Raw genomic sequence first — 26,555 nt, 5'->3', positions numbered from 1 at the left:
CGGCGATCACCGGGGCGACGGCGTTGGGCAGGGTGCGGGGCCGGGCACCGGCGATCCACTGGGCGAGACTGGCCACCGCACGATCCTGTCATGGCCGCCGGTCAGGACCGGGCGGGCACCGCGGTGGACAGCAGCACGTCGAGTTCGGCGACCACGTCGTCGAGCGGGCCGGTGGAGCGCTGGCTGCGGCACAGCACCACCGCGCCCTCGATGGCGGCGACGGTCATGGTGGCCAGTCTCGCCCAGTGGATCGCCGGTGCCCGGCCCCGCACCCTGCCCAACGCCGTCGCCCCGGTGATCGCCGGCACCGGAGCCGCGGCCCGGCTCGATGCGGCCGACCCGCTTCGCGCCGGGCTGGCGCTGCTGGTGGCGGTGGCGCTGATCGTCGGGGTGAACTACGCCAACGACTACTCCGACGGCATCCGCGGCACCGACGACGACCGCACCGGCCCGGTGCGTCTGGTCGGCGCGAAACTGGCGGCGCCGCAGGCGGTTCGGGCGGTCGCGGTCGGGTGTCTGCTGCTGGGCGGGGTTGCCGGGCTGGCGTTGGCGCTGCTGAGCGCGCCGTGGCTGATCGCGGTCGGCGCGGTGTGCATCGCCGGGGCGTGGCTCTACACCGGCGGCAGCCGGCCCTACGGCTATGCCGGGCTCGGCGAGATCGCGGTGTTCGTGTTCTTCGGTCTGGTGGCAGTGTTGGGCACCCAGTACACCCAGGCGCTGCGCATCGACTGGGTGGGCGTCCTGGCCGCGGTGGCGGTCGGGGCGTTGTCGTCGGCGGTGCTGGTCGCCAACAATCTGCGCGACATCCCCACCGATGCCGCCGCCGGGAAGATCACCCTCGCGGTGCGCCTCGGTGACCGCCGCACCCGCGGGTTGTTCCAGGGCCTGCTGGTGGCGGCCGGGCTGCTCACGCTGGCGCTGACGGCGGCGACCCCGTGGTGTGCGGCCGGGTTCCTGGCCGCGCCGCTGGCGCTGCGCGCCGCCGGCCCGGTGCGCGGCGGCCGGCACGGCGCGGCGCTGATCCCGGTGCTGCGCGACACCGGGCTGGCGCTGCTGGTGTGGGCGAGCGCCGTCGCCGCCGCGCTGGCGCTGGCGGGCTGATCGGCGCGGCGCCCGCGGCTCAGTCCGCGGGCTTCTGGTCGTCGGGTTCCTCGCCGCGCAGCCGGGCGTGCAACTGCTCCCGGTCGCGGCGGCGACGCTCCCCCGCCGCGGCCAGATCCGCGGTGGCGCGGCGCCGCTGCGGCGCGAACAGCCAGATCCCCAGCGGCAGGCCGACGATGAACGCGAAGCCCAACGCCACCACCAGCGGCAGGTCGTCGACGCCGAGCAGGCGCGCCACCCCGTAGATGACCGCGGTGAGCACCGCGACCAGACCCAGCCGCAACAGGGAATACACGAAGATGTCGAAAACCGCTCGCAGACCGGATTGCTGACGTTCACTCACAGCTGCAGCCTACGTCGCAGGTATATTCGGACCCAGGAGGTGTTCCGTGATCTACCTGCTCCTCATTCTGGCGTTGGGGACGCTGGTTTACCTTGGCTGGCGGGCGACCCAGGCCCAGCACCGGCCCAAGACCCGGGTCATCGGCCCAGACGACGACCCGGATTTCCTCGCCCGGCTCGGCCGCGGCGACAACGAGCCGCACTGACACCCGGCCGGTCAGACCCGGTCAGACCCGCCGCTCACACGAAGTGTTCGTTGGACCGGTCGATGTCGGGGAACCCACCGGCGACGACGGCGGCCAGCTCCAGCAGCGCCTCCCGGGTTTCCCGCTTGAGGCGGGACAGGTCGATCTCCGCGCCCTCTTCCAGGTGCGGGTCGAACGGCACCAGCCGCACCGCGCGGCAGCGCCGGGAGAAGTGGTCGACGACCTTGTGCATGTCGACCTTGCCCGAGCGGGGCCGCACCGCGTTGATCACCGCGATCGAGTTGCGCACCAGGTCCTGGTGGCCGTGGGCGTCGAGCCAGTCCAGGGTCGCCGAGGCGCTGCGGGCCCCGTCGACCGAGCCTGAGCTGACGATGATCAGCGCGTCGGCCTTGTCCAGCACGCCCTCCATCGCCGAGTGCATCAGCCCGGTGCCGCAGTCGGTGAGCACCAGGCTGTAGAAGCGTTCCAGCACCTCCAGGGTGCGCCGGTAGTCGTCGGCGGAGAACGCCTCGGAGACCGCCGGGTCGCTCTCGGAGGCCAGCACCTCCAGCCGGCTGGGCCCCTGGTTGGTGTAGCTGCGCACGTCGCTGTAGCGGGCGATGCCGTCGGCGTCGCGCAGCAGGTGACGCACGGTGGCCGGGGTCTCCAGCGGCACCTTCTGGCTCAACGTCCCGCGGTCGGGGTTGGCGTCGACGGCCACCACCCGGTCACCGCGGATGGAGGCGAACGTCGCCCCCAGGGTGGCGGTGATCGTGGTCTTGCCGACCCCGCCCTTCAGCGACAGCAGCGCGATGCGGTAGCAGCCCTGCAGCGGCTTGTTGGCCTGCACCATCAGGTTGTTGTTGCGGATGGTGCGGGGGCTCTCCCCCACGTTGATCAGGTGCCCGGAGAGGGTGTAGAGCAGTTTGCGCCACCCGCCGGAGGGCGGCGGCTTGACCTGCCGCAGCAGCGTCGTGGTGGACAGGTCGGAGTACCCGGGCGGGGCGTCCTGACGCGGCGGCTGCAGCGGCGGGGCCATCGGCTGCGGTGCCAGGGTGTGCTGCTGGGTCACCGGCGGCGGCGGGTCGGCCGGACCCTGGTAGCTGGGGGCGGCCGACGGCCCGTGGTAGACCGGCGGCGCCTGCTCCATCGGGCGCGGGATGCCCATCGCCGGCGTCGGCCAGGGCCGGGTCCCGCTGGGTTCGGCGAACCGCTGCTCGGTGCGGAAGCCGCCGAAGCTGTGCTCGTCGGTGTCGTCGCGCAGCGGTTTGCCCAGGATGCGGGTGTGCTCCTCCTCGCCGTGCGGGTGACGTTGCGGCTGACCTGCCGGATCGTGGAAGGCGTCGTCGCCGGACGGATGCTCAGACAAGTGTGGCTCCCCCTGGATGTGCCCCAATAGGTTGACACCGCACGATAACGCAGCCTCGGGGAGGCTGCAGGCTCAGCCCACTCCGGCGTAGGAGTGCAGGCCGACGGTGACCAGGTTGATGAAGAACAGGTTGAACACCATCGCGACGAAACCGACGACGTTGATCCAGGCGGCGCGGCGGTCCCGCCAACCGGCCGTCGACCGGGCGTGCAGGTAGGCGGCGTAGACCACCCACGCGATGAACGACACCGTCTCCTTGGGGTCCCACCCCCAGTAGCGGCCCCAGGCCTCCTCGGCCCAGATGGCGCCGAAGATCACCCCGAAGCCGAACACCGGGAACCCGAAGATCGTCGTGCGGTAGGCGATGCGGTCCAGGGTCTGGGCGTCGGGCAGCCGCCGCACCAGCCGGGCCAGCGCGCCCGGGGTCTCCGGATCGCCCAGCCGGGAGGTGCGCGCCAGGAACAGGATGCTGGCCACTCCGGCCACGACGAACACCCCCGAGCCCAGGCTGACCACCGAGACGTGGATCGGCAGCCAGTAGGACTGCAGCGCCGGCATCACCGGGGCCGCGTTGCTGTAGAGCCAGTGCCCGGAGACGCCCAGCAGGATCAGCACCGGGACGAGCACGAACACCCACAGCGACCGGTAACGGGGCCGGCGCAGCACCACCGCGGCGGCCACCAGCCCGCAGAAGCAGGTCAGGTTGATGAACTCGTACATGTTGCCCCAGGGCACCCGGTGGGTGGCCAGTCCGCGCAACACGATGCAGCCGGCCAGCAGCGCCATGCCCAGATACACCAGGGCCAGCCCGGCACCGCCGATGCGGTCGTCCAGCGGCCGGGTCGGCGCGGCGCCCACCACCCCGGGGGTGGCGCTGTCGGCGCTGACCGATCCGGCGGCGACCAGTTCCCGCTCGGCGACCCGGCGGCTGCCTGCGTAGGCCAGTTCCACGGCCAGCAGCAGCAGCGCGAGCACCAGCACGATCAGCGCGGAGGTGAACGCCCAGTCGGAGTAGCGGGCGAGCCCGATGTCGATGTGGGTGGTGTTCATCAGGGCGACTCCTTCGTCGCGGCGCCGGCCGTCACCGCGGTGTCCTGCTCGGAGGTGAACCCGGCGAGTAACCGGCCGGTGAGACGTTCGAATTCGTCGCCCCAGCCGGCGTTGTCGGTGCGTGCCAGCCCGCCCAGCTCGACGTTCACCGTACCCGGGCCGGCCGGGCTGACCCGAATCCAGATCCGGCGCCGCCGCACGATCAGCGACCCGACGAGCCCGGCCATCATCGCCATCGCGAATACCAGCACCCACACCTGGCCGGGATCGTGGGAGACCTGCAGGTTGACGAACGGGACGGCGCCGTCGAAGCGCACCACGGTGTCGTCGTCGAGGCGCAGCTCCTGGCCGGGGCGCAGGTTGGCCCGGCCCACCTTGCTCAGCCGGCCCTGCTCCATCAGCCGGTGGTCGAGGGTGAACAGCGACTGCGGGCGCCCGCTGTCCAGGCCGGTGTCGCCGCGGTAGACGTCGATGGCCACAGCCGGGTTCTCCAGCGCCGGGAACGCCGAGGACAGCAGGGTGCCGTCGAGTTCCTCGGTCGGGGCGAACAGCCCCTGGATGGCGATCTGGTTCTTGCGCCGCAGGTCCGGGTCGCGGTAGGTGCCCGCCGGCGGGTCGAACCGCAGGGCGCCGGAGGACAGCAGCGTCTTCTGGTCGTCGGGCCGGAACTGGATGGTCTGGGTGCGCTGCTGGCCGTCGGGGAAGACGACGGTGAACGTCGGGGCGTAGCCGTGGCCCTGCAGGTAGATGCGGTTGCCGCCGATGCGCAGCGGGTGGTTGACCCGCAGGTGGTAGGGCTGCCAGACGTTGTCGGCCAGGCTGGCGCCGGCCTGGTAGTCGATGTCGGCGCTGTAGGAGGTGGCCTGCCCGCTCGGCAGGTAGTCGGCGCGGAAGTCGTTGACGCGGAAGCACATCGGGTCCAGGTCGGTGCCGTCGACGGTGAGCCCGGCGTGGAAGGAGTCGAAGGCGGCCGGCGACGCCGAGCAGAACCCGGGCCCGCCGTCGGCGACGACGATGACGCTGCCCTCGTAGCCGAAGAGTTTGCCGACGGCGACCGCGGCGAGCAGCCCGAGCAGCGCGAAGTGGAAGGCGAGGTTGCCGAACTCGCGCAGGTAGCCCTTCTCGGCGGAGACTTCCACCGCGCTGTCGGTGCGACGGGTGGTGCGCCGCCAGCCGCGCAGCCGCCCGGCCATGGTGGCCGCGACGTCCTCGGGTTCGCCGGCGAGTTCGGCGGTGGCGTGCTTGGGCAGCCGGGCCAGGTTGCGCGGCGCGGCCACCGGCACCGCCCGCAGGCTGCGCAGGTGTTCCAGGGTGCGCGGGGTCAGGCAGCCGATCAGCGAGACGAACAGCAGCACGTAGATCGCGGTGAACCAGAAGCTGCTGAACACGTCGAACATCTGCAGCCGGTCCAGCCACGGCCCCAGCCGAGGATGGTCGAGCAGGTACTCGTCGACCTTGCTGGCGTTGAGGCTGCGTTGGGGCACCAGCGCGCCGGGGATGGCGCCCAGGGCCAGCAGGAACAGCAGCACCAACGCGGTGCCCATCGAGGTCAGGGTGCGCCAGGTGTTGCGGGCGCGTTGCCCGGCGCGGGTGAGCAGACGGGGCATCAGATCGGCAGCCTGACGTTGGAGACCAGGGCGTCGCGCACCCAGGAGACGAACTCGTTCCACACGCCGGTGACCAGGGCGGCGCCGACCGCGATGAGCAGCAGCCCGCCGATGACCTGGATGGTGCGGGTGTGGCGGCGCAGCCAGCCCAGCCCGGCCATCGCGCGGGCGGAGCCGAGCGCGAGCAGCACGAACGGGATGCCCAACCCCAGGCAGTAGGCGATCACCAGCACCACCCCGCGGGCCACCGAGGCGCCGTCGGTGGCCGAGGCCACCGTCACCACCCCGGCCAGGGTGGGCCCGAGGCACGGCGTCCAGCCCAGGGCGAACACCGCGCCCAGCAGCGGGGCGCCGGCCAGCGTGGAGACCTGCCGCGGGCTGAACCGGACTTGGCGTTGCAGCGCCGGGATGTAGCCGATGAACACCAGGCCCATCACGATCGTCAGCACCCCGCCGATGCGCTGCAGCAGCAGCTGGTTGCTGACCAGCGTGGTGGTCAGGCCGAGCACCGCGACGGTGCCGGCCACGAACACCGCGGTGAACCCGGCGACGAACAGCGCGGCCGACCCGGCGACCCGCCAGCGGTAGCGCGGCGGGGCGCTCACCGCGCCGGGGGTGTCGTCGGCGGCGCCGACCGCGGCGGCCAGATACGACAGGTAGCCGGGCACCAGCGGCACCACGCACGGCGAGGCGAACGACACCAGCCCGGCCAGCACCGACACCGCCAGCGCCAGCAGCACCGGTCCGCTGGCGGCGGTCTCGGTGAAGTCGATCGTCGCGGTCAGGATCGGCGCGGTCATGCCGGCCCCGGGGGGTCGGCCTCGGCGGGCTCGACGGGTTCGGCGGCCACCCGCTCGACCACCGGCTGCAGGTCCTCGGCGAGCAGTTCGCGCAGGAACACCGCGGCGACCCGGTGCTGGCGATCGAGCACCAGCGTCGAGGGCACCACCGCGGTCGGGTACTTGCCGCCGAACGCGATCAGGGTGCGCAGCGCCGGGTCGTAGATCGACGGGAAGGTCACCTGCCGGTCGGTGATGAAGTCCTGGGCGGCGGCCCGGTTGTAGTCGCGGACGTCGATGCCCAGGAACGCCACCCCGGAGGCGCGGGTGGCGTCGTAGACCCGCTGCAGTTCACCGATCTCGGTGCGGCACGGCCCGCACCACTGCCCCCAGACGTTGACCACGACGACCTGCCCGGCGAAGTCGCTGAGCGCCAGCGTGGCGTCGGGGTCCATCAGGTCGGGCCCGGAGAACGGCCCGGGCTTGCCGCGGCTGTCCGGCGGGTCGTAGAAGATGTCGGTCTTGCCGCCCGGGGAGACGAACTCGAAGGTGCCGTTCTGGGCGACGGCGTCGTCACCGGTGGCGCAGCCCGCGCAGGCGACGATCAGGGCGAGCAGCACCCACCCGACCAGCCGCCGCGCCACGCTCACCGGCCCGCCGGCTCGCTGTAGACCACGTCGGCGAGCCGGTCCCCGTCGTAGATCAGGGTGGTCACCGAGGCGACGGCGCACTCCCGGCTGCGCGGGTCGTGCCAGAGCCGGCTGCCGGTCAGGTACATCCGGGCGGTCCAGACCGGCAGCTGGTGGGAGACGCAGACCGCTTCGTGGCCGGCGGCGCGGGTGCGCGCCCGGTCCACCGCGGCGCTCATCCGGGCGGCGATCTCGCGGTAGGGCTCCCCCCACGAGGGGGTGAACGGGTTGCGCAGCCGCCACCACACCCGCGGGTCGCGCCAGGCGCCGTCACCGGGTGAGACGCGGCGGCCCTCGAAGAAGTTGGCCGATTCGATCAGGTCCGGGTCGGTGTCGACCGGCAGGTCGTGGGCGGCGGCGATCGGGGCGGCGGTCTCCTGCGCGCGCTGCAGCGGGGAGGCGATCACCGCAACGATGTCGCGGTCGGCCAGGGCGTCGGCGACCGCGGCGGCCTGGGCGCGGCCCTTGTCGGAGAGCCGGAAACCGGGCAGCCGCCCGTAGAGGATGCCGTCGGGGTTGTAGACCTCGCCGTGGCGGATCAGGTGGACGCGGGTCTGGTCGGCCATCAGGGCTGCTCCGCTCGGGCCGCGGCAGCCGCGGCGGCGGGCAGCGCCTCGGCGATCTGGTCGAACGCGGCGTCATCGAGGGCGGCGGAGACGAACCACGCCTCGAACGCGCTGCACGGTGGGTACACGCCGGCGTCGAGCAGGGCGTGGAAGAACGGCGCGTAGCGGAAGGTCTGGCTGGCGCGGGCGGCGGCGAAGTCGGTGACCGGGCCGTCGGCGAAGAACACGCTGAGCATGTTGCCCGCCCGCGGGATCTGGTGGGCCACACCGGCGTTGGTGAGGGCGTCGGAGAGCAGCCCGGCGAGCCGGTCAGCGTTGGCGTCGAGGGCGGCGTAGACGTCGGCGTCGGCGGCGCGCAGCGTGGCCAGCCCGGCGGCGACGGCCACCGGGTTCCCCGACAGGGTGCCGGCCTGATACACCGGGCCCAGCGGCGCGAGGCTTTCCATCACCTCGGCGCTGCCGCCGAACGCGGCGGCGGGCAGCCCGCCGCTCATCACCTTGCCGAAGGTGAACAGGTCCGCCTCGACCGGATCCAGGCCGTACCAGCCGGCCCGGCTGACCCGGAAGCCGGTCATCACCTCGTCGAGGATGAGCAGCGCGCCGTGCTCGGCGGTGATCCGGCGCAGCCCGGCGTTGAAGCCGGCCGCGGGCGGGACGACGCCCATGTTGCCCGGGCTGGCCTCGGTGATCACCGCGGCGATCTCGTCGCCGTAGCGGGCGAAGGCGTCGGTGACCGCGTCGAGGTCGTTGTAGGGCAGCACCAGGGTGTCGGCGGCGCTGGCACCGGTGACCCCGGGTGAGGCGGGCAGGCCCAGGGTGGCGACCCCGGAGCCGGCGTCGGCCAGCAGGGCGTCGACGTGGCCGTGGTAGCAGCCGGCGAACTTGACGATCTTGGCGCGGCCGGTGGCGCCGCGGGCCAACCGGATGGCGGTCATGGTCGCCTCGGTGCCGGAGTTGACCAGCCGCAGCTTCTCCACCGGCGCGACGCGGTCGATGATCGCGGCGGCCAGGTCGGTTTCGGCCTTGGTCGGCGCGCCGAACGACAGCCCGCCGGCGGCGGCGGCGCTGACCGCCTCGACGACCGCGGGGTGGGCGTGGCCGAGGATCATCGGCCCCCAGGAGCAGACCAGGTCGATGTAGCGGTTGCCGTCGGCGTCGGTGAGCCGGCAGCCGTCGGCGGCGGCGATGAATCGCGGGGTGCCGCCGACGGCGGCGAAGGCCCGCACCGGGGAGTTCACCCCGCCGGGGGTGACCGCGCAGGCTTGGGCGAACAGCTCCGCCGACGCGGTCGTGACCTGCTCAGTGGGCATGGCCACCAGTGTCCCAGCCCCGGAAACCGGCTCGACTACAGGGTGTAGTTTCGCTCGCAAGCGCCGTCCCGGCGGCCCGACGGCGCCGGCCTGCACGTCAGGCCACGTAAGCCCGGGTTTCGCGCTTCCGGGTGTGTCGCGCGGGGCGTCGGCCCCTTGAGGTCCGGCCGACCTGCCGGTTGGATGGGGTCATGCAACTACCTCAGCGACTGGCCCGCTTCAACCGGCACGTCACCAACCCGATCCAGCGGCTGTGGGCGGGGCGCGCGCCGACGTTCGGGATCCTCGAGCACGTCGGGCGCCGCTCCGGCTCGGTCTACCGGACCCCGCTCAGCGTGTTCAGCACCGACGACGGGGTGGCGATCATGCTGACCTACGGCCCGGATCGGGACTGGCTGAAGAACATCCTGGCCGCCGGCGGCGGGCGGATGGAGCGGCACGGCAAGACGTTCGCGGTCACCGATCCGCGGGTGGTGAGCAAGGCCGAAGCGGCGGCGAAGGTCACCGGGCCGATGCGGCGGGTGTTTCCGCGGCTGCCGTTCGACAACGCCGTGCTGCTGACCCGGGAGGACAAAGCCGGATGAAGTTCTCCCAACGCCGCGCCGAGTTCAACCGGGTGGTGACCAACCCGCTGTTCCGGCCGATCTCGGGCTGGATTCCGCTGTGGTCGATCCTCGAGCACACCGGCCGCCGCTCCGGAAAGACCTACCGCACCCCGGTGTCGATGTTCGCCACGCCCGACGGGGTCGCGGTGGCGCTGGTGTACGGCCCGGAGCGGGACTGGCTGAAGAATCTGCAGGCCGCCGGGGGCGGGCGGGCCAAGATGTACGGCCGGACCTTCGCGGTCACCAACCCGCGGGTGCTGCCCACCGACGAGGCGGCGCCGCTGCTGAAGTCGCCGTGGCGGCAGATCCTCGAGCGCGCCAACGTCGACTACACGTTGCTGCTGACCCGCGAGGACTGAGCCGGGTCACTCCAGCAGGCGGCGTTTCTGCTCCCGGAATTCCTCGCCGGTCAGCACCCCTTCGTCGCGCAGTTGGGCGAGTTGGCGCAGTTCTTCGGCGATGCCGGTGCGCGCGGCGGGGCTGGCCGCCGCCTCGGCGACCGCGGTTTTGGCGGCCTCGTTGGCGACCTTGCTGACCGTGCCGCCCTTGATACCGCCGATGCCGGAGCCGGGGCTGACGCTGCCGGCCAGCGCCCGCCCGAGCATGCTGGCCAGGGCGAGTTCGCGGAACGCGGTTCCGGAGGCGCCGGCGACCGCCGGCGTGGCGCCGGGCCCGGCGGCCGGCAGGGCACGGGCGAGCGGCTCGATCTCGCGGATGTTGGCCGACCAGGACGGCGGCACGGTGAGCCCGTCCACCTTGGGGCCGTTGCCCATGTTGCCGTCGGTCCACGGCCACAGCGGGTCGCCCTCCACCCACCGCGGCCACAGGCCGGGCCGCCAGCCCTCCGGGGACTCCCGGCCCATGATCTCGAGCATCTCGTGGTGCTCGTCGTGCAGGTGGGCCAGGCGGCGCTTGTTGTCCTCGACGCTGGGGACGGCGTCGGCCCAGGCCAAGCCGGAGACCAGCGCGCCGATGATGCCGATCGCCGCGCCGGCGAGGCCCAGGACGACACCGAGGAGGCCGGCCAGGTCGGGGATCAAGAAGTCGAGGAGGTCTTCCATCGGGGTCGTCGCCTGCAGCGTCACCGGGCCGGTTGCCTGTGCCAGTTGCAAGCCCTGTTCCGAAACTTGTTGGGGCACAGCGCCGGATAGCCCACGCATCAGGGTCTGCTGAACACCCGCGTTGGCCACACCCTTCCCGGCGTCGACCCCTTGCGCGATCTGTCCGACCTCGTTGGTCGTCTTCGGCGGCGGGTCGAACGGCTTCATCTGGATCGCCGCCAGCGACGAGAGCGTGTAGGCGGCGAACATCGCCACGTCCTGCGCCCACATCGCGGCGTACTCGGCCTCGTTGGCGGCGATCGCCGCGGTGTTCTGCCCCAACAGGTTGGTCGCCACCAGCACCATCAACTGGGCGCGGTTGGCTGCGATCACCGGTGGGGGCACGGTGGCCGCGAACGCCGTGTCGAAGGCCGAGGCCGCGGTCTTGGCCTGCATCGCGACCATCTCCGCCTGCGCGGCGGTGGCGTGCAGCCAGGTCACATACGGCGCGGCCGCCGATGCCATCGCCAACGCCGAAGGCCCGAGCCAGGTCCCGGAGAGCGCCGACACCACCGACTGGAACCCCTGCGCGGTGGTGTGCAGTTCGGCGGCAAGGCCGTCCCAGGCCGCGGCGGCGGTCAGCATCGGCCCCGAACCGGGCCCGGCGTACATCAGGCCGGAGATGACTTCCGGCGGCAGCCCCGCACCCATGTCCCCTCCAACGGTTAGCTGCAGGCCGGCGACCACTCGCCGGCTCTCGACGAAAAACAACGCCGACTTGCAGCGTGACCACTGACTATAGCCTGGGCGACACTGCGTCCGAAATAAAAACCGTGATTGCTGGCGGGCCGGTTCACACCGCTGCTGAGCGCAAAACCGCAGGCAAGCTGGGAAGAAACTGTGCAGAAGCAAACGCGCGGATCTGTTCGGCGGTCTCCAACGGCTCAAGGCTGGGCAGCAGCAGCGCCACCATCGCGTAGCGGGCGATCGCGTCGGCCAGCTCGGTGACCGCCTGCTCCCCGATCCGCTCGACGAAACCGTCGGGGAAGATCACCCGCAGGGCGGCGGCCACCCGGTCGACGAATGCGCCGTAATGCCGATGAGCCATCGCCAGGGCCAGCGCGGGGTCGTCGACGATCATCCGGTTGAGCACGCGGTGGCGCCGGAACCGCAGAATCGCCGCGGTGAACGCCTCCACGTAGTAGTTCGTCTGAGCTCCGGCGTTCTTCAGCTCGTCGGCGATCTCGGCGAACAGCACCGCGTTCTCCCGGTCGATCACCGCGGCGACCAGTTCGTCGCGGTTGGCGAAGCGCCGGTAGATGGTGGTGCGGCTCACGCCGGCGCGACGCGCCACGTCGTCGAGCGCCACCCGGCCGAATCCGTACTGCTCGAACTCGGCGACGGCCGCGTCCAGGATGAGCGTCCTGGTGCGGTCAGCCGCGGGCGAAGCCGACACGGGCGAACGTGTTGTAGCGCACCTTCATCGGCAGCCGGCCCCAGACCCAGTTCACCGGGCGGGATCGGCAGAACGCGGCGAACCGCTGATAACGGCGCTCCTGCCGGTCGCTCCACGGCAGTTCCAGCAGCTCCCGGGCGCGCGGCGGCAGACCGCCCGTGGTCAGAAACGCCGCGACCGGGTTGAACACCAGCGCGACGACCCGCCACAGCGCCGGGTTCACCCCCTTGGGGCAGGGGAAGCCCTTGGTCACATAGCCGACGCCGTAGCGGGCGGTCTTGTGCGCCACCAGGACCTCGTTGAGCATGCGGTCCCAATACTCCTCGAACGCGGTGTAGTCGGCCGGCATCACCCGGTCGCTGACCCCGTAGCGGCGGTACCACGTCTTGGACTCGAGGTAGATCTGTTCTTTCTCGGCGTGGGTCAGCCGCTTGACGAAGGTGTCGGCGAAATACAGCACCTGGTCGACGAAGGTGGCGTGCGCCCAGAAGTAGGTGTCGGGGTCCAGCGCGTGGTACCGGTTCCCGTCGGGCATCTCGCCTTTGATGCTGACGTGGAAGTCGCGCACCTGCAGCCCGGGGTTGTCGTCGTCGGTGCCGTAGACGGTGGTGAAGATCGGGGGAAGCGAGCGCCGGATCCGCGCGGCGGTGTCGGAGAAGAACACCGAGTGATCCAGCACGCCCTGCCCGAGTTCGGCCAGCATGTTCTCCATCACCCCGGGGCGGGGGCCGATCAGGAACATCCGGTTGTCACCGAAGTAGCGCCAGACCAGCGACTGCGGGCCGAGGGGCAACGCGTCGGCGGCCGGCTCGGCCGGCGCGAGGTCGGCGGTGTCCTGCTGCGTCAACTCCGTCATGGCGAACAATGTTACACATCTCGTTTTTTGTACCGGTATCGAGCCGTTGTGAGACCGATGCGGGGAAGTTGTCGACCGTTGGGACGATGCCGGGGTGGATCCGCTCAGCCGTCGTGCCGCGCTGCGTCTGGGCGTCCGAGCCACCGCGAGCGCGGCCGGGCTGTGGACGCTGGGCGCCCTGCTCGGCCCGCCTCGTCCCCGGGCGGCCCCGGTGGAACCGGCGGCCGCCGGCAGCATTCTGCCCACCCGGGAGGCCGGGTCGTTCGTCTCCGCCGCACGCGGCGGCAAGCAGACCAACTGGATCATCGCCCGGCCGCCGGGCCAGAGCGGGCCGTTGCGGGCGGTGATCGCCCTGCACGGCATGGACAGCGACGCCGCGGGCGTGATGGGCCTGGGCGTGGAGGACGCGCTGGCCAAGGTGGTCGCCGACGGGGCCTCCCCGTTCGCGGTGGTCGCCGCCGACGGCGGCAACAGCTTCTGGCACCGGCGGGCCTCCGGCGAGGACTCCGGGGCGATGATCCTCGACGAACTGCTGCCGATGCTGGCCGGCAAGGGCATCGACACCACGCGGGTGGCGTTCATGGGCTGGTCGATGGGCGGCTACGGGTCGCTGCTGCTGGGTTCGCGACTCGGCCCCGAGCGCACCGCCGGGATCTGCGCGATCAGCCCGGCGCTGTACATGACGTACTGGGGCGCGCCCGCGGTGGCGTTCGACGGCATCGAGGACTGGCGGGAGAACACCGTTTTCGGGCGCCCCGAACTGTCGTCGATCCCGCTGCGGGTGGACTGCGGGATCGGCGACGGCTTCTACGTCGCCAGCCGGCAGTTCGTCAACCACCTCGATACGCCCCCGGCAGGCGGCTTCTACCCGGGCGGGCACGACGCCGCGTTCTGGCGGGCACACCTGGCCGACGAGCTGTCCTGGCTGGGCTCGTAGCCCGCACATCCCGCGCTTAGTGCTGGTTCGCCGGGTTCAGCGGGCTCAGCGGGTTGGCGGGGTTCAGCGGGCTCAGCGGGCTGGCCGGATTGTTCGGGTTGTTGATGTTGTTCGGGTTGTTCGGGTTCAACGGGCTGTTGATGTTGGCCGGGTTCGACGGGCTGTTGGGTCCGTACGGCCCGAGATTGCAGATGGCGTTGGCGTTGGCCAGGCAATCCCCGGGGTTGAACGGGTCCGGGTTCGCCGGGTCGGCGCCGGCGCGGCCGGCCCAGGCCAGCGCCGGCGCGCACACCAGCGTCGCCGCCAGGAAAGCTTTCGCCAGGCCCCGTCCGATGCTGCTCATGCGCCGCCTCTCCCGTCGACCGGTGTGACCACAGGTTACGCGCGCCCCCGGTGGGGTCAGGCGAACCGGCGCAGCCGCAGGCTGTTGAGCACCACCAGCACCGAGGAGAACGCCATCGCCGCGCCGGCGATCATCGGGTTGAGCAGCCCGGCCGCCGCCAACGGGATCGCGGCGACGTTGTAGCCGAACGCCCACACCAGGTTCTGCTTGATGACGCGCAGGGTCCGCGCGGAGAGCCGCAGCGCGGTGGGGACGGTGGCCAGGTCACCGCGGACCAGGGTCAGATCGCCGGCCTCGATGGCGGCGTCGGTGCCGGTGCCCATCGCCATCCCGATGTCGGCGGTGGCCAGCGCCACCGAGTCGTTGACGCCGTCGCCGACCATCGCCACCTTCGCGCCGCGCTCCTGCAGGGCGGTGACCGCGTCGGCCTTGCCGGTGGGTAGCACACCGGCGATGACGTGCGCCGGGTCGATGCCGACCTCGGCGGCGACCTGGCGTGCCACCGCGGCGGTGTCCCCGGTGAGCAGCACCGGGGTGATGCCCATCGTTTTGAGATCGGCGATGGCGGCGGCGCTGCCCGGTTTGACGGTGTCGGCCAGCGTGATCGTCCCGCGCGCCCACCCGTCCCAGGCCACCTCGACGGTGGTGCCCGGCGCGGCGGGGGTCAGCAGGTCCACCCCGGCCAGCGAGCCGGCCCGCGACACGCTCACCCGGACCCCGTCCACGTCGGCGGCGACCCCGGTGCCCGGGTCGTTGACGAAGCCGGCCGGGTCACTCAGCGGCAGGCCGCGGTCGCGAGCGGCGGCCACGATCGCGGCGGCGACCGGGTGCTCCGACGCGGTCTCCACCGCGGCGGCGCGGGCCAGGACCTCGTCGCGGTCCTCGTCGGAGTGGGCGGTCACCGTCACCACCGCCATCTGCCCGGTGGTGACGGTTCCGGTCTTGTCCAGCACGACGGTGTCGATGTGGCGGACGTTCTCCAGCACCCGCGGGTCCTTGATCAGGATGCCCAGTTGTGCGCCGCGGCCGGTTCCGACCAGGATCGCGGTCGGCGTGGCCAATCCCAGCGCGCATGGGCAGGCGATGATCAGCACGGCCACCGCCGCGGTGAACGCCGCCGCGGCCGACGCGCCCGCCAGCAGCCAGCCCGCCAGTGTCGCCGCGGCGATCACCAGCACCACCGGCACGAACACCGCCGACACCTGGTCGGCGAGGCGCTGCACCGACGCCTTGCCGCTCTGCGCGTCGGTGACCAGTTTGGCCATCCGGGCCAGCTGGGTGTCGGCGCCGACCTTGGTGGCGCGCACCAGCAGCCGGCCGTAGGTGTTGAGCGCCCCGCCGAGCACCTGGTCGCCCGGGCCGACGTCGGCCGGCATCGATTCGCCGGTCATCGCCGAGGTGTCCAGCGCCGAGGTGCCGTCGGTGATGACGCCGTCGGTGGCCACCCGCTCGCCGGGGCGCACGACGATGACGTCGTCGACGTGCAGTTGCTCGACGGGGATCCGCACCTCCTGGCGCCCGTCGGGGCCGTCGCAAAGCACCGCGGCGTCCTTGGCGCCCAGGGTCAGCAGGGCGCGCAGGGCCGCGCCGGCGGTGCGTTTGGCGCGCGCTTCGGCGTAGCGGCCGGCCAGCAGGAAGACCGTGACCGCGGCGGCCACCTCGAAGTAGACGTGGCCGTCACCGCCGATGACCGCCACCGCCGACCAGACGTAGGCGGCGATGGTGCCCAGCGACACCAGGGTGTCCATCGTGGAGGCGCCGTGGCGGGCGTTGGCCAGCGCGGCCTTGTGGAACGGGTAGCCGCCCCAGAACACCACCGGGGTGGTCAGCGCGAAGGCGAGCCAGTCCCAGCCGGGGAACTGCCAGGCCATCACCATCGACAGCACGACGACCGGGATGCCCAGCACCGCCGAGCCGATCAGCCGTGGCCGCAGCTGGTCCGCGGGGACGTCGGGCTCGTCGTGCTCGCCGTCGTCGCCGCCGGCCACCGCGGCCTGATAGCCGGCGGATTCCACGGCCCGGATCAGGTCGGCCGGCGAGACGCTCGGGTCGTGGTCGACGTGGGCGCGTTCGATGGCGAGGTTGACGGTGGCGCGCACCCCCTCGAGCCGGTTGAGGCCGCGCTCGACCCGGGCGGCGCACGATGCGCACGTCATCCCCCGCAGGTCCAGATCGGTGGTCTGCATACCCGCCATCCTACCCGGCATACCCTACGGGGTATGGACGCTCGCGGGGCGGCCCCGCCACCACCGGGCGGCCCCGACAACCGCGAGCACCCCGGCTGCGGTCAGCAGCACCAACGTCAGCAACAGCTGCGGCGGGTGGTAGACCACCGAGGTGGTGACCGGCTCGCCGTCCATCACCGGTGCCACCTCGACGGTGGAGCACACCTGCGTCGCGGCGGCCACGGCGGCCAGCAGGACCGCGGCCGCGATCGCCAGTTCGATCAGCGCGCGGACCCGCACGCTCACAGCTGCGGCCCGGTCTCGTCGTGGGGGTCCTCGCCGCCGTAGGGCGTCACGCCGGGCCCGGTGTACTCCTGTTTGAGGGCGACCAGCGCCGCGCGCAGGCCGCGATGGTTACGCGCCCACGCCTGCACGTTGCGCTGTTCGGTGAGCCGCAGCCCGATCCCGGTGCGCCCGCGCGGCACCCCGGACAGCTCCCCCAGCGCGCGCGCCGTCTGCCACTTCTCCAGCTTGCGGCCCGAGCGCACCGAGTTCTCCGCCGGCGGATACACGCCGACGATGTCGGCGACCGGCAGGGTCTCGGTGCCCTGCCGCAGGGTCTGCTCGGTGAGCACCACCGCGGTGTGGATGCGGGCCGCTTTGACCTGCACCGCCAGGAAGGCGCTCACAACGATCAGGAAGGTCACCGGCACCAGCGGGTTGTAGCCGTTGCCGCTGGAGACCTGGATCATCAGCATCGCCACGGCGGCGGCGGGCCCGGCCAGCACCCACAGCCAGCTGGCGCCCTTCTCGACGAACAGCGGGGCGGGACCGGGTTCGGCGGAGTCGTCCGCCTGCTGGAATGCCATCGCCGGTCAGACTAGCCAGTGGGCGGCCTCGGTGGCCCAGTAGGTCAGGATGAGGTCGGCGCCGGCCCGCCGGATGCTGGTCAGCGACTCCAGTGCGGCGGCGCGCCGGTCGATCCAGCCCCGTTCGGCGGCCGCGCTGATCATCGCGTACTCGCCGGAGACCTGGTAGGCGGCCACCGGCACCGCCGAGATCTCGGCCGCGGCGGCCACCACGTCGAGGTAGCCCAGCGCGGGTTTGACCATCACCATGTCCGCGCCCTCGTCGATGTCGAGGGCGACCTCGCGCAGCGCCTCGCGGGCGTTGGCGGGGTCCTGCTGGTAGCTGTGCCGGTCCCCGGTCAGGCTGGAGCCCACCGCGTCGCGGAACGGGCCGTAGAACGCCGAGGCGAACTTGGCGGCGTAGGCCAGGATCGCGGTGTCGGGATGACCGGCGGCGTCCAAGCCGTCCCGGATCGCGCCGACCTGCCCGTCCATCATCCCGCTCGGGGAGACGACGTGGGCGCCGGCGCTCGCCTGCGCCACCGCAAGCCGCACGTAGTGCGCCAAGGTGGCGTCGTTGTCGACGCGGCCGGCCTCATCGAGCACCCCGCAGTGGCCGTGGTCGGTGAACTCGTCGAGGCAGGTGTCGGCCATCAACACGGTGGCGTCGCCGAGGTCGGCGGCTAAATCCGCTAATGCGACGTTGAGGATGCCGCCGGGGTCCGCGCCGACCGATCCGGTGGCGTCCTTGTCCTGCTCCCGCGGCACCCCGAACAGCATCAGCCCGCCCACCCCGGCGTCCACCGCGTCAGCGGCCGCGGCCCGCAGCGAGGAGCGGGTGTGTTGCATCACCCCCGGCATCGACGGGATCGGCGTCGGCTCGTCGATGCCGTCGGCGACGAACAGCGGCAGCACCAGTTGGCGCGGCCGCAGCGAGGTCTCGCTGACCAGGCGGCGTAGCGCCGCGGAGGACCGCAGCCGACGCGGACGCTGTCGCGGGTATCCGCTCATCGGTGCGCGTTGACTCTGCGGTGAGCACGGAGGTTACTCGCACTTTCGCGTGGTGAGCGCAGAGTCGACGCGAGCGCCGCCGCACCGGCGGGGTGGCGACCCGCCTCGCCCGGGCTGACCGCGGCGGTCACGGTCAGCGCCTGCGGCTCTTCTTACGCGGCGGCGGCAGCGCGCCCTCGGCGCGCAGCCGGGCGGCGTGCTCGGCCAGCGCGTCGACCAGCGGGCCGGTGGCGGCGGTCTCCGGCCGCACGTCGACACGCAGCCCGAATTCGGTGGCGGTCTCGGCGGTCTTGGGGCCGATGCAGCTCACGATCGTGCGGGCGTGCGGCTTGCCGGCGATGCCGACCAGGTTGCGCACCGTCGAGCTGGAGGTGAAGCAGACCGCGTCGAAGCCGCCGGTCTTGATCATCTCGCGGGTGGCCGCCGGCGGCGGCGCCGCGCGCACCGTGCGGTAGGCGGTGACGTCCTCGATCTCCCAGCCGCGTTCGCGCAGGCCCTCGGCGAGCGTTTCGGTGGCGATGTCCGCGCGCGGCAGCAGCACCCGGTTCACCGGGTCGAGCACGTCGTCGTAGGGCGGGAACTCCTCGAGCAGGCCCAGCGAGGACTGCTCGCCGGTGGGCACCAGCTCCGGGGTGATGCCGAAGGCGCGGACACGGTCGGCGGTGGCCTCCCCGACGCAGGCGATGTTCACCCCCGAGAATGCGCGGGCGTCGAGCCCGAACTCGCGGAACTTCTCCCACACCGCGCGCACCGCGTTGGTGGAGGTGAACACCACCCACTGGTAGCGGCCGTCGACCAGGCCCTTCACGGCACGCTCCATCTGCGCCGGGCTGCGCGGCGGCTCCACCGCGATAGTGGGCACCTCGATGGGCAGCGCCCCGTAGGTGATGAGCCGCTCGCTCATCTCGCCGGCCTGGTCCTTGGTGCGCGGCACCAGCACGGTCCAGCCGTACAGGGCGCGGCTCTCCCACCAGTTCAGCTTGGAGCGGTTGTTGACGGTCTTGCCGATGGTGACCACCAGCGGGCCGCGCTGCGCCGCGCCGTTGGCCGTCGGCTCGGCGAACTCGGTGCCGGCCAGCACGGTCTGCTCGGTCAGGCCGTGCAGGGTGGATTCCACCGAGCGCTGTGCGCAGGTCGTGCCGGAGGTGGTGACCACGCACGGGGTCGAGTCGGTGAGCCCGTACTCGATCAGCGTGCTGGCGGCTTCGGGCAGGTGCGAGGCGGTGGCCTGCAGGATCAGCGGGCCCGGCGCGGCGGCCAGCGCCGCCCAGTCCACGTCGCCGCGCACGTCGGCGACCGTGTGCGAGGAGCCCAGCGGCAACCCGGCGTAGGTGGGCACCGCGCTGGTGGGGTTGAGCCCGGGGATGATCTCGAAGACGAGGTTGGTCCGCGCGACCGCGCCCACCTCGGTGACCAGCGAGTCGACCGCCAGCGGGTCGCCGGCGACCAGCCGGACCACGTCGGCGCCGGTGCGGGCCGCCGCGGTCAGCGTCTTGGCCACCTCCGCGGGTCCGCCCAGCGCGGGCCGGATGTCCGGGCCGGAGGTCTGTTCGGTGTCGTCGCCCTCGGTCGTCTCGATCGGGGCGGGCGGCAGTTCGGTGCCGACCAGCGCCAGCACCGGCTCGGGCACGTCGGGGTCGGTGAACACCAGGGCGGCGCGTGCCAGCGCCGCTTTGGCGCGGATCGTCAGCAGACCCGGGTCGCCAGGACCCGAGCCGACGAACACGATCCGGCCCGGCTTCGGTTTACGGCCTCGCGTACTCACTTGGCGAGCCACTCCTCACTCCAGTCACTCCCGCGGGCGGCGGCTTCACCGCGCGCCCGACATCACCTCACGCGCCCCGAGTTCGAACAGCTCCGCGGCCACGGAGAGCCCCAGCTCCCGTGCCCGCTGCGGAGTGCCCACACCGGACGCGCGGATCACGTCGGATCCGTCCAGCGCCGCCACGCAGCTGCGTAGCGACAGCTCCTCGAAGACCCGGCCCTCCTCATCGATGGACTCGACCACCTCGGCGATCGCGCCCACCGGTGCGGAGCAGCCCGCCTCCAGTTCGGCGAGCAGGGCCCGTTCCGCGGTGACCGCGGCGCGGGTGTCGGCGTCGTCCAGCTTGGCCAACGCCGCCGCCAGCTCGGTGTCCTCGGCGCGACATTCCACCGCGAGCGCGCCCTGGGCCGGTGCTGGCAACAGCTGCACCGGTTCGAGCGTCTCGGTGACTTCGTCGAGGCGCCCGATCCGGGCCATACCCGCCCGGGCTACCACGATCGCGTCGAGTTCACCGCTGCTGACCCTGTTCAACCTGGTAACTAGGTTGCCTCGTAGGGGGTGGATTTCCAAACCGAGACCCAGTGCTCTAAGCTGTGCGGCCCGCCGGGGCGCCGACGTGCCCACCACCGAGCCGGCCGGGAGCTCGCCGAGCACCAGGCCATCACGGGCGACGAGCACGTCGCGGGGGTCTTCGCGGCGCGGGATGGCCGCGATGGTGAAGCGCGGGTCCTGCTCGGTGGGCAGGTCCTTGTGGGAGTGCACCGCGGCGTCGACGCGACCGTCGGCGATGGCCTCGCGCAGTTCGGCGGTGAACACCCCCACCCCGATGGTGCCGACGGGCGCCATCGACTGGTCGCCCTTGGTGTTGATGATCACCAACTCGACGTCGTGCCCATCAGCGATCAACGCTTCCCGGACGCTCTCGGCCTGCGTGGTGGCCAGCAGGCTGCCCCGGGTTCCTAGCCGGATCATATTCCCCAAATCGGTTACTCGACGGTTCCGATGCCGCCTTCGGCATCGCTTGGCACCGTTGGCAATTCACCGGCACCGGCGAGGGCGTCAACGGCCCGCGGGTCGAGTTCGAACAACTCCCGCAAGGCTTCCGCGTAGGCGTCCCCGCCGGGGGTGTTGGCCAATTGTTTGACGCGCACGGTCGGCGAATGCAGCAGCTTGTCGACCACGCGCCGGACGGTTCGGGAGACCTCGTCGCGGTGCGCGCTGTCCAGCCCGGGCAGCCTGCGCTCCAGCCGCAGCAACTCGGCCTCGACCACGTCGGCGGCGCGCTGGCGCAGCGCGGTCACCGTCGGGGTGACCTCGGACGCCCGCTGGGCGGCCAGGTAGGCGGCGACCTCGGCGGCGACGATCTCGCGGGCGGCCGCGGCGTCGGCGGCGGCCGCGCGGGCGGAGGGTTCGCGTTGCACGCGGTCCATGTCGACGACGGCGACACCGGGCAGCCCGGCCACCGTCGGGTCCACGTCGCGGGGCATGCCCAGGTCGCAGACAACCAGCGGGCGGCGCTCACCGCGGTGACCGGCGGCCAGCGCCTGGTGCATGTCGGCCAGCGAGACCACCGGGCCGACCGCGCCGGTGCAGCTGACCGCGACGTCGACGGTGGCCAGCACGTCGGCGACGGTGTCCAGCCCGGCGGTGTCGGCGGGCACCTGCGCTTCGGTGATCCGCTCGGCGAGGCGCTGGGCGCGCTCCGGGGACCGGTTCAGCACGTGGATGCGGCCGATCCCGGCCCGGGTCAGATGCGCGGCGGCCAGCGAGCCCATCGAGCCCGCACCGATGATCGCCGCCGTTCTGCCGGTCAGCCCGCCGAGCTGGGTGCCGGCGATGTCGAGGGCCACCGACACCACCGAGGCGCCCGCGGCGTCGATGTCGGTTTCGGAGTGCACGCGTTTGCCGACCGACAGGGCGCGTTGGGCCAGGTCGTGCAGCACCCGCCCGACGGTGTGGTTGGCTTCGGCGACCGCGTAGGCCTGGCGCACCTGTCCGAGGACCTGCTGTTCGCCGACCACGGCCGAATCCAGGCCGCTGGCCACCGCGAACAGGTGCTGGACGGCGGCCTCGCTGTAGCGCACGTAGGCGTACTGGGTGAGTTCGCCGAGGGTCATCCCGGACTGCTCGGCGAGCACCTCGCCGATCGCGGCCAGACCGCCGTGGAAGGCGTCGACCACCGCGTACACCTCGACCCGGTTGCAGGTCGAGAGCAGCATCACCTCGCTGACCAGCGAGGACTGCAGCATCCGGTCCAGGACCTTGACCTGGTCGGGTTCGTCGGTGCTCAGCTGTTCGAGCACCGGCACCGGCGCGCTGCGGTGGGAAATCCCAAAGAGCAGGACGCTCACGGTTGCTTCACCTGGCCTGCTCCCTTGCATTCACAAGTGACAACACTTACCTCCACGGTAAAGGTTTACCAGTCAGGCGGCCAAATTTGCCGGGGTCGGCCGTCAGCTCCCCAGATCCGCCCGCAGTCGCGGCTCGTCGATCTCCCAGTAGCTGTGTTCCCGGCCGTCGAGCAGCACCACCGGCAGCCGGTCGCCGTACTCGGCGCGCAGGGCGCTGTCGCCGTCGGCGGCGGCCACGTCGACGTCGGTGGTGGTCAGCGCGAAGCCGAGTTCGGTGGCGAGTTCGGTCAGCCGCGCGTGGACGCGCACGCACATCGCGCAGCCGTCCCGGGTGAGCAGTTGAACCTGTCGTTGCGACACGCCCTCCAGTGTGGCACCGATCTCGCCGGCGCCGCCGCGGCGGCCGGGCCGGATAAAGTTGACGACGACGGTCGCCGAGGCGGAAAGGAGGGCGGTTGTGAGTTCACCCGAGACGTCTCCCGAGCCGGCCGGCGCGGCCGGGGCGGCCAGCGCCGAGCGCGCCCTGGTGGACCTCTCCGCCGGGCCGGCCGAGCCCGCCGACGAGGTTCCGTCGGCGCCGCCGCCGGTCGACCTGACCGCCGCCGCGTTCTTCGACGTGGACAACACCCTGGTGCAGGGGTCCTCGATGGTGCATTTCGGGCGCGGTCTGGCCGCCCGCAAGTACTTCACCTACCGCGATGTGGTCCGGTTCCTCTACGCCCACGCCAAGTACCAGCTCACCGGCTGGGAGAACAGCGACGACGTGGCCGCCGGGCGGCGCAAGGCGCTGGCCTTCATCGAGGGTCGCACCACCGAGGAGCTGGCGGAGCTGGGCGAGGAGATCTACGACGAGATCATCGCCGACAAGATCTGGCCGGGCACCCGGGATTTGGCGCAGATGCACCTCGACGCCGGCCAGCAGGTGTGGTTGGTGACCGCCACCCCCTATGAGCTGGCCGACACGATCGCGCGGCGGCTGGGGCTGACCGGGGCGCTGGGCACCGTCGCGGAGTCGGTGGACGGCGTGTTCACCGGCCGGCTGGTCGGGGAGATTCTGCACGGGACCGGCAAGGCGCACGCGGTGCGCTCGCTGGCGATCCGGGAGGGCCTCAACCTCAAACGCTGCACCGCCTACTCCGACAGCTACAACGACCTGCCGATGCTGTCGCTGGTGGGCACGGCGGTGGCGATCAACCCCGACGCCCGGCTGCGTGACCTGGCCCGCCAGCGCGGCTGGGAGATCCGCGACTTCCGCACCGCGCGCAAGGCGGCCCGCATCGGGGTGCCCTCGGCGCTGGCGTTGGGCGCGGCCGGCGGCGCCCTGGCTGCAGCCGTGTCGCGTCGGCACGAGCGCGTCTAACGCGCGAGGGCTCGGCGCGGGGCGAAGTTGATAAACTTCGGCCGCCGGCGACCGGCGGCAGATCCCCTCAGGAGATAACGGCATCGACATGGCTACCCAGTTGGAGAACGCCGACAGCATCATCGGCACCCACTACCGCTACCCGGACTACTTCGAGGTCGGGCGGGAGAAGATCCGCGAGTTCGCCGCGGCCGTCAAGGACTCCCACCCCAGCCACTTCAACGAGTCCGATGCGGCGGCCGACGGCTATGCCGCGGTGGTCGCGCCGCTGACGTTCCTGGCGGTGGCCGGCCGGCGGGTGCAGCTGGAGATCTTCACCAAGTTCGACATCCCGATCAACATCGCCCGGGTGTTCCACCGCGACCAGAAGTTCACCTTCCACCGGCCGATCCTCGACGGCGACCGGCTGTACTTCGACACCTACCTGGACTCGGTGCTCGAGTCGCACGGCACGGTGATCAGCGAGATCCGCAGCGAGGTCACCGACGCCGACGGCAACCCCGTGATCACCAGTGTGGTCACCATGATCGGGGAGTCCTCGCGTCAGGACGCCGACGCCGAGACCACGATGGCCGCGATCGCGGCGATGCGCGCCAAGAAGCAGTAACGGCCTCGGCCGCGCGGCTCAGCCGAAGAAGGCGTTGCGCCGCCCGGCCAGCACCCGGTAGAGGGTCTTCTGGATCGTCTCGCGGACGTGGTCGGTGATCTCGAAGGTGACCATCGGGTCGTCGGCCGCGCTCTCGTCGTATTCGGCGGTGGAGATCGGTTCACCGAAGGTGATGTGCCACTTCGACGGCAGCGGCACCAGCCCGGCCGCGCCGGCCAGCGGGAACAGCGGGGTGACCGGGAAGTAGGGCAGCCCGAGCAGCCGCGCCAGCAGCTTCAGGTCGGCGACCATCGGGTAGATCTCCTCGGAGCCGACGATCGAGCACGGCACGATCGGTGCCTTGGTGCGCAGCGCGGCGGCGACGAACCCGCCGCGGCCGAAGCGCTGCAGCTTGTAGCGGTCCTTGAAGCGCTTGCCCAGCCCCTTGTAGCCCTCGGGGAACACCGCGGTCAGCTCCCCGGCCTCCAGCAGACGCTGCGCATCGGCGGTGCACGCCATGGTGTGCCCGGCCATGCGCGCGCCCTGGCTGATCATCGGCAGGTCGAAGACCAGGTCGGCGGCGAGCAGCCGCAGGTTGCGGTGGGCGGGGTGTTCGTCGTGCACGGCGACCGAGGCCATCAGCCCGTCGATGGGCAGCACCCCGGCGTGGTTGGCCACGACCAGGGCGGCACCGGAGTCGGGCAGGTGCTCGACCCCGCTGACCTCGACGCGGAACCAGGACCGGAACCACGGTCGCAGCAGCGGCAGGATGACGCTCTCGTTGAAGTGCGGGTCGAAGCCGAACTCGTCGACGCTGTAGTCCCCGGTCAGCCGGCGGCGGACGAACTCCGCGACCGCCGAGATCCGTTGCGACAACTCGTTGGGCTCGGACGGGGGTGCCGCGTCACCACCGTGGCGCGAATCGATCTCGCGGATGATGGCGGCGGCCTGCTCGGCCGGCGGCCACTGCCCGGCCCGAGCCAGCAGCGACGGGTGCTGACGCGCGGCATCGGCACGCTGAGCGGCCCGACGCTGCGCCGAACGGCCCGAATCTGCGCGCAGCGGAATGACTTTCGCCTTCCGTTCACCCGCCACGCGGTTACCTCCCCGTCTGTCGTGACCGCATCGCGCGAACCCCGACCGTTACCCTCCCCAGCGTTGCGCGGCCGCAACGAGCCGGGTTTCCATCGAGCGTACCCATCCCGGGTCGACGACCGGCATCAATCCGCGACCGTGAACGTAATCGTCGAACGCCTCGACCGTCGACCACTTGGGCTCGAAGCCGAGTTCCACGCGCATGCGTGTGGTGTCCATCACCCGGCCGTAACTCAGGTAGTCGAACTGTTCGCGACTGGTCTCGGTGTAGCGATTGGCTCGACGCAGCGAATCTATCACCCGCAGCCCCATCTGGGGTACGGGAACCGGGACGCGCCCGGCGCGCTGAATCGCCTGCGTCATCATGATGATCCCGTCGCCACCGATGTTGAAGGTGCCGGCCTTTCCGGCCATCGTGGCGTGCTCGAGGGCGCCGAGCGCATCCTGCTCGTGCAGCAGCTGCAGCCGCGCGTCGCGGCCGAGCACGGTGGGCACCAGCGGGCCGGCGAGGAACCGCGACAGCACGGTGCCCTGCCCGGGTCCGATCATGTTGGCCAGCCGCAGAATGCTGACCGCGATGTCGGGGCGGCGCCGGCCCAGCCCGCGCGCGTAGCTCTCGATGTCGAGGCTGTCGCGACCGAAGCCCTCCAGCGGCCGGTGGCTGGTGCTGTCCTCGGTGAACCGGACCGGGTCCCGGGAGCTGGACCCGTAGACCTCCGAGGTCGACTTGAGCACCACCCGCCGCACCGAGGGTGCCTTCTGGCAGGCGGCGAAGAGCTGCATCGCCCCCATCACGTTGAGCTCTTTGAGCACCGCCCCGCCGCCGGAGCGCGGCGCGTAGGACGCGGCCGCCGCGTGCACCACGGTGTCGACGTCGCCGTTGCGGATCACCTTGGCGATGAACGGATTGCGGATGTCGGCGCGCACGAACTCGGCGCGGCCCATCCGCCGCAGCAGGTCTTTGCTCGGCGCCACCGCGTCCACCGCGATGACCCGGTTGATCAGCGGGTTCTGCGCCAGCCGGGCGGTCAGGTACCCGCCGAGGAAACGGCAGGCGCCGGTGACCAGCACCACGCGGGGGTACTGCAGCTTGTCGCCGCTGTCGGAGGGGGTATCGGGCGTACTCACCTCGTCAGCCT

Annotated in this window: 31 protein-coding genes; 7 read left to right on the top strand and 24 right to left on the bottom strand. The window is 72.0% G+C overall.

Annotated features, from left to right (window positions below; translation table 11 throughout):
* Both A5643_RS18745 and A5643_RS18880 read right to left on the bottom strand, forming a co-directional pair.
* On the bottom strand, nt 1-76 hold a 76-nt coding region (locus A5643_RS18745; RefSeq protein ID WP_231995451.1), incomplete at its 3' end, for a hypothetical protein.
* A 25-nt stretch (nt 77-101) separates the two neighbouring features.
* A complete protein-coding gene (locus A5643_RS18880) occupies nt 102-227 on the bottom strand; it encodes an LmrA/YxaF family transcription factor (RefSeq protein ID WP_286143653.1) in 126 nt (41 codons plus the stop codon).
* Between the two features lies 1 nt (nt 228).
* Here A5643_RS18880 and A5643_RS12285 point away from each other — a divergent pair, with 1 nt between their 5' ends.
* Nucleotides 229-1,101 carry a 1,4-dihydroxy-2-naphthoate polyprenyltransferase gene (locus A5643_RS12285; protein ID WP_066855679.1) on the top strand — a complete coding sequence of 291 codons (873 nt, stop codon included), beginning with the start codon at nt 229-231 and terminating at the stop codon, nt 1,099-1,101.
* A 19-nt stretch (nt 1,102-1,120) separates the two neighbouring features.
* On the opposite strand, the gene A5643_RS12280 is transcribed toward A5643_RS12285, so the two are convergent.
* Nucleotides 1,121-1,444, bottom strand: coding sequence for a DUF4229 domain-containing protein (locus tag A5643_RS12280; RefSeq protein WP_066855641.1), 324 nt, complete (start codon nt 1,442-1,444; stop codon nt 1,121-1,123).
* A gap of 46 nt (nt 1,445-1,490) precedes the next feature.
* Between A5643_RS12280 and A5643_RS18260 the strand changes: the two genes are divergently transcribed.
* A complete protein-coding gene (locus A5643_RS18260; RefSeq protein WP_156628780.1) occupies nt 1,491-1,649 on the top strand; it encodes a hypothetical protein in 159 nt (52 codons plus the stop codon).
* A gap of 34 nt (nt 1,650-1,683) precedes the next feature.
* Here A5643_RS18260 and A5643_RS12275 read toward each other — a convergent pair whose 3' ends face one another.
* From A5643_RS12275 to hemL, 7 genes are all read right to left on the bottom strand, one after another.
* Complete coding sequence (locus A5643_RS12275) at nt 1,684-2,997, bottom strand: nucleotide-binding protein (protein WP_156628779.1); 1,314 nt, start codon at nt 2,995-2,997, stop codon at nt 1,684-1,686.
* Nucleotides 2,998-3,069: 72 nt separating this feature from the next.
* Nucleotides 3,070-4,047 (bottom strand): c-type cytochrome biogenesis protein CcsB, encoded by a 978-nt coding sequence (ccsB, locus tag A5643_RS12270; RefSeq protein ID WP_066855638.1) that lies wholly within the window; start codon nt 4,045-4,047, stop codon nt 3,070-3,072.
* Nucleotides 4,047-5,654: a cytochrome c biogenesis protein ResB gene (resB, locus tag A5643_RS12265; RefSeq protein WP_066855634.1), complete on the bottom strand. Its 1,608-nt coding sequence runs from the start codon at nt 5,652-5,654 to the stop codon at nt 4,047-4,049. The genes ccsB and resB overlap by 1 nt, the downstream gene beginning before the upstream one ends.
* Nucleotides 5,654-6,454, bottom strand: a complete 801-nt coding sequence (locus tag A5643_RS12260) for a cytochrome c biogenesis CcdA family protein (RefSeq protein ID WP_066855631.1) — start codon at nt 6,452-6,454, stop codon at nt 5,654-5,656. Before A5643_RS12260 ends, resB begins: the two co-directional genes overlap by 1 nt.
* Nucleotides 6,451-7,083 (bottom strand): TlpA disulfide reductase family protein, encoded by a 633-nt coding sequence (locus A5643_RS12255; protein WP_231995549.1) that lies wholly within the window; start codon nt 7,081-7,083, stop codon nt 6,451-6,453. Before A5643_RS12255 ends, A5643_RS12260 begins: the two co-directional genes overlap by 4 nt.
* Entirely contained in the window at nt 7,080-7,688 is a 609-nt protein-coding gene (locus A5643_RS12250; protein WP_066855625.1) for a histidine phosphatase family protein, read from the bottom strand. Before A5643_RS12250 ends, A5643_RS12255 begins: the two co-directional genes overlap by 4 nt.
* Entirely contained in the window at nt 7,688-8,998 is a 1,311-nt protein-coding gene (gene hemL, locus A5643_RS12245; RefSeq protein WP_066855673.1) for a glutamate-1-semialdehyde 2,1-aminomutase, read from the bottom strand. Before hemL ends, A5643_RS12250 begins: the two co-directional genes overlap by 1 nt.
* 191 nt (nt 8,999-9,189) lie before the next feature.
* Between hemL and A5643_RS12240 the strand changes: the two genes are divergently transcribed.
* Both A5643_RS12240 and A5643_RS12235 read left to right on the top strand, forming a co-directional pair.
* Nucleotides 9,190-9,582, top strand: a complete 393-nt coding sequence (locus A5643_RS12240; protein WP_066855623.1) for a nitroreductase family deazaflavin-dependent oxidoreductase — start codon at nt 9,190-9,192, stop codon at nt 9,580-9,582.
* A complete protein-coding gene (locus A5643_RS12235; RefSeq protein WP_066855620.1) occupies nt 9,579-9,962 on the top strand; it encodes a nitroreductase family deazaflavin-dependent oxidoreductase in 384 nt (127 codons plus the stop codon). The genes A5643_RS12240 and A5643_RS12235 overlap by 4 nt, the downstream gene beginning before the upstream one ends.
* Nucleotides 9,963-9,968: 6 nt before the next feature.
* Here the strand turns inward: A5643_RS12235 and A5643_RS18875 are convergent, their stop codons facing one another.
* From A5643_RS18875 to A5643_RS12220, 3 genes are all read right to left on the bottom strand, one after another.
* On the bottom strand, nt 9,969-11,354 hold the full coding sequence (locus tag A5643_RS18875) for a PPE family protein, SVP subgroup (RefSeq protein ID WP_066855617.1): 1,386 nt from the start codon (nt 11,352-11,354) through the stop codon (nt 9,969-9,971).
* A 142-nt stretch (nt 11,355-11,496) separates the two neighbouring features.
* A complete protein-coding gene (locus tag A5643_RS12225) occupies nt 11,497-12,099 on the bottom strand; it encodes a TetR/AcrR family transcriptional regulator (RefSeq protein WP_066855614.1) in 603 nt (200 codons plus the stop codon).
* Nucleotides 12,077-12,955, bottom strand: a complete 879-nt coding sequence (locus A5643_RS12220) for an oxygenase MpaB family protein (protein ID WP_066855612.1) — start codon at nt 12,953-12,955, stop codon at nt 12,077-12,079. The genes A5643_RS12225 and A5643_RS12220 overlap by 23 nt, the downstream gene beginning before the upstream one ends.
* Before the next feature lie 94 nt (nt 12,956-13,049).
* Here A5643_RS12220 and A5643_RS12215 point away from each other — a divergent pair, with 94 nt between their 5' ends.
* The gene (locus A5643_RS12215; RefSeq protein ID WP_066855608.1) at nt 13,050-13,892 is read left to right on the top strand and encodes an alpha/beta hydrolase; all 843 of its coding nucleotides are present in this window, start codon (nt 13,050-13,052) and stop codon (nt 13,890-13,892) included.
* Between the two features lie 16 nt (nt 13,893-13,908).
* Here A5643_RS12215 and A5643_RS12210 read toward each other — a convergent pair whose 3' ends face one another.
* The 9 genes from A5643_RS12210 to A5643_RS12170 all read right to left on the bottom strand — a co-directional run bounded on the left by A5643_RS12210 (nt 13,909) and on the right by A5643_RS12170 (nt 22,735).
* Nucleotides 13,909-14,235, bottom strand: coding sequence for a hypothetical protein (locus A5643_RS12210; RefSeq protein WP_353612572.1), 327 nt, complete (start codon nt 14,233-14,235; stop codon nt 13,909-13,911).
* 56 nt (nt 14,236-14,291) lie between these two features.
* Nucleotides 14,292-16,421 (bottom strand): heavy metal translocating P-type ATPase, encoded by a 2,130-nt coding sequence (locus A5643_RS12205; protein ID WP_156628778.1) that lies wholly within the window; start codon nt 16,419-16,421, stop codon nt 14,292-14,294.
* A gap of 24 nt (nt 16,422-16,445) precedes the next feature.
* A complete protein-coding gene (locus tag A5643_RS12200) occupies nt 16,446-16,706 on the bottom strand; it encodes a hypothetical protein (protein ID WP_066855602.1) in 261 nt (86 codons plus the stop codon).
* A complete protein-coding gene (mce1N, locus tag A5643_RS12195; protein ID WP_066855599.1) occupies nt 16,703-17,269 on the bottom strand; it encodes a transport-regulating membrane protein Mce1N in 567 nt (188 codons plus the stop codon). Before mce1N ends, A5643_RS12200 begins: the two co-directional genes overlap by 4 nt.
* 6 nt (nt 17,270-17,275) lie before the next feature.
* A complete protein-coding gene (gene hemB, locus A5643_RS12190; RefSeq protein WP_066855596.1) occupies nt 17,276-18,259 on the bottom strand; it encodes a porphobilinogen synthase in 984 nt (327 codons plus the stop codon).
* Between the two features lie 133 nt (nt 18,260-18,392).
* On the bottom strand, nt 18,393-20,024 hold the full coding sequence (locus A5643_RS12185) for a bifunctional uroporphyrinogen-III C-methyltransferase/uroporphyrinogen-III synthase (RefSeq protein WP_066855593.1): 1,632 nt from the start codon (nt 20,022-20,024) through the stop codon (nt 18,393-18,395).
* A 45-nt stretch (nt 20,025-20,069) separates the two neighbouring features.
* On the bottom strand, nt 20,070-20,996 hold the full coding sequence (hemC, locus tag A5643_RS12180; protein ID WP_066855590.1) for a hydroxymethylbilane synthase: 927 nt from the start codon (nt 20,994-20,996) through the stop codon (nt 20,070-20,072).
* 14 nt (nt 20,997-21,010) lie between these two features.
* Entirely contained in the window at nt 21,011-22,375 is a 1,365-nt protein-coding gene (locus A5643_RS12175; protein WP_066855587.1) for a glutamyl-tRNA reductase, read from the bottom strand.
* 102 nt (nt 22,376-22,477) lie between these two features.
* Nucleotides 22,478-22,735, bottom strand: coding sequence for a glutaredoxin family protein (locus A5643_RS12170; protein WP_082948920.1), 258 nt, complete (start codon nt 22,733-22,735; stop codon nt 22,478-22,480).
* Between the two features lie 97 nt (nt 22,736-22,832).
* Here A5643_RS12170 and A5643_RS12165 point away from each other — a divergent pair, with 97 nt between their 5' ends.
* Together A5643_RS12165 and A5643_RS12160 are read left to right on the top strand one after the other, a co-directional pair.
* Nucleotides 22,833-23,735, top strand: a complete 903-nt coding sequence (locus A5643_RS12165) for an HAD family hydrolase (RefSeq protein WP_066855585.1) — start codon at nt 22,833-22,835, stop codon at nt 23,733-23,735.
* Nucleotides 23,736-23,823: 88 nt separating this feature from the next.
* On the top strand, nt 23,824-24,342 hold the full coding sequence (locus A5643_RS12160; protein ID WP_066855581.1) for an FAS1-like dehydratase domain-containing protein: 519 nt from the start codon (nt 23,824-23,826) through the stop codon (nt 24,340-24,342).
* Nucleotides 24,343-24,360: 18 nt separating this feature from the next.
* On the opposite strand, the gene A5643_RS12155 is transcribed toward A5643_RS12160, so the two are convergent.
* On the bottom strand, nt 24,361-25,416 hold the full coding sequence (locus A5643_RS12155) for a lysophospholipid acyltransferase family protein (protein ID WP_066855578.1): 1,056 nt from the start codon (nt 25,414-25,416) through the stop codon (nt 24,361-24,363).
* Nucleotides 25,417-25,464: 48 nt separating this feature from the next.
* Complete coding sequence (locus tag A5643_RS12150; RefSeq protein ID WP_066855575.1) at nt 25,465-26,544, bottom strand: SDR family oxidoreductase; 1,080 nt, start codon at nt 26,542-26,544, stop codon at nt 25,465-25,467.
* Between the last annotated feature and the right edge of the window lie 11 nt (nt 26,545-26,555).

Origin of the sequence: Mycobacterium sp. 1274756.6 (assembly GCF_001668625.1) — a bacterium.
GTDB lineage: Bacteria > Actinomycetota > Actinomycetes > Mycobacteriales > Mycobacteriaceae > Mycobacterium.
This window is presented reverse-complemented; position numbering and strand designations above follow the sequence as displayed.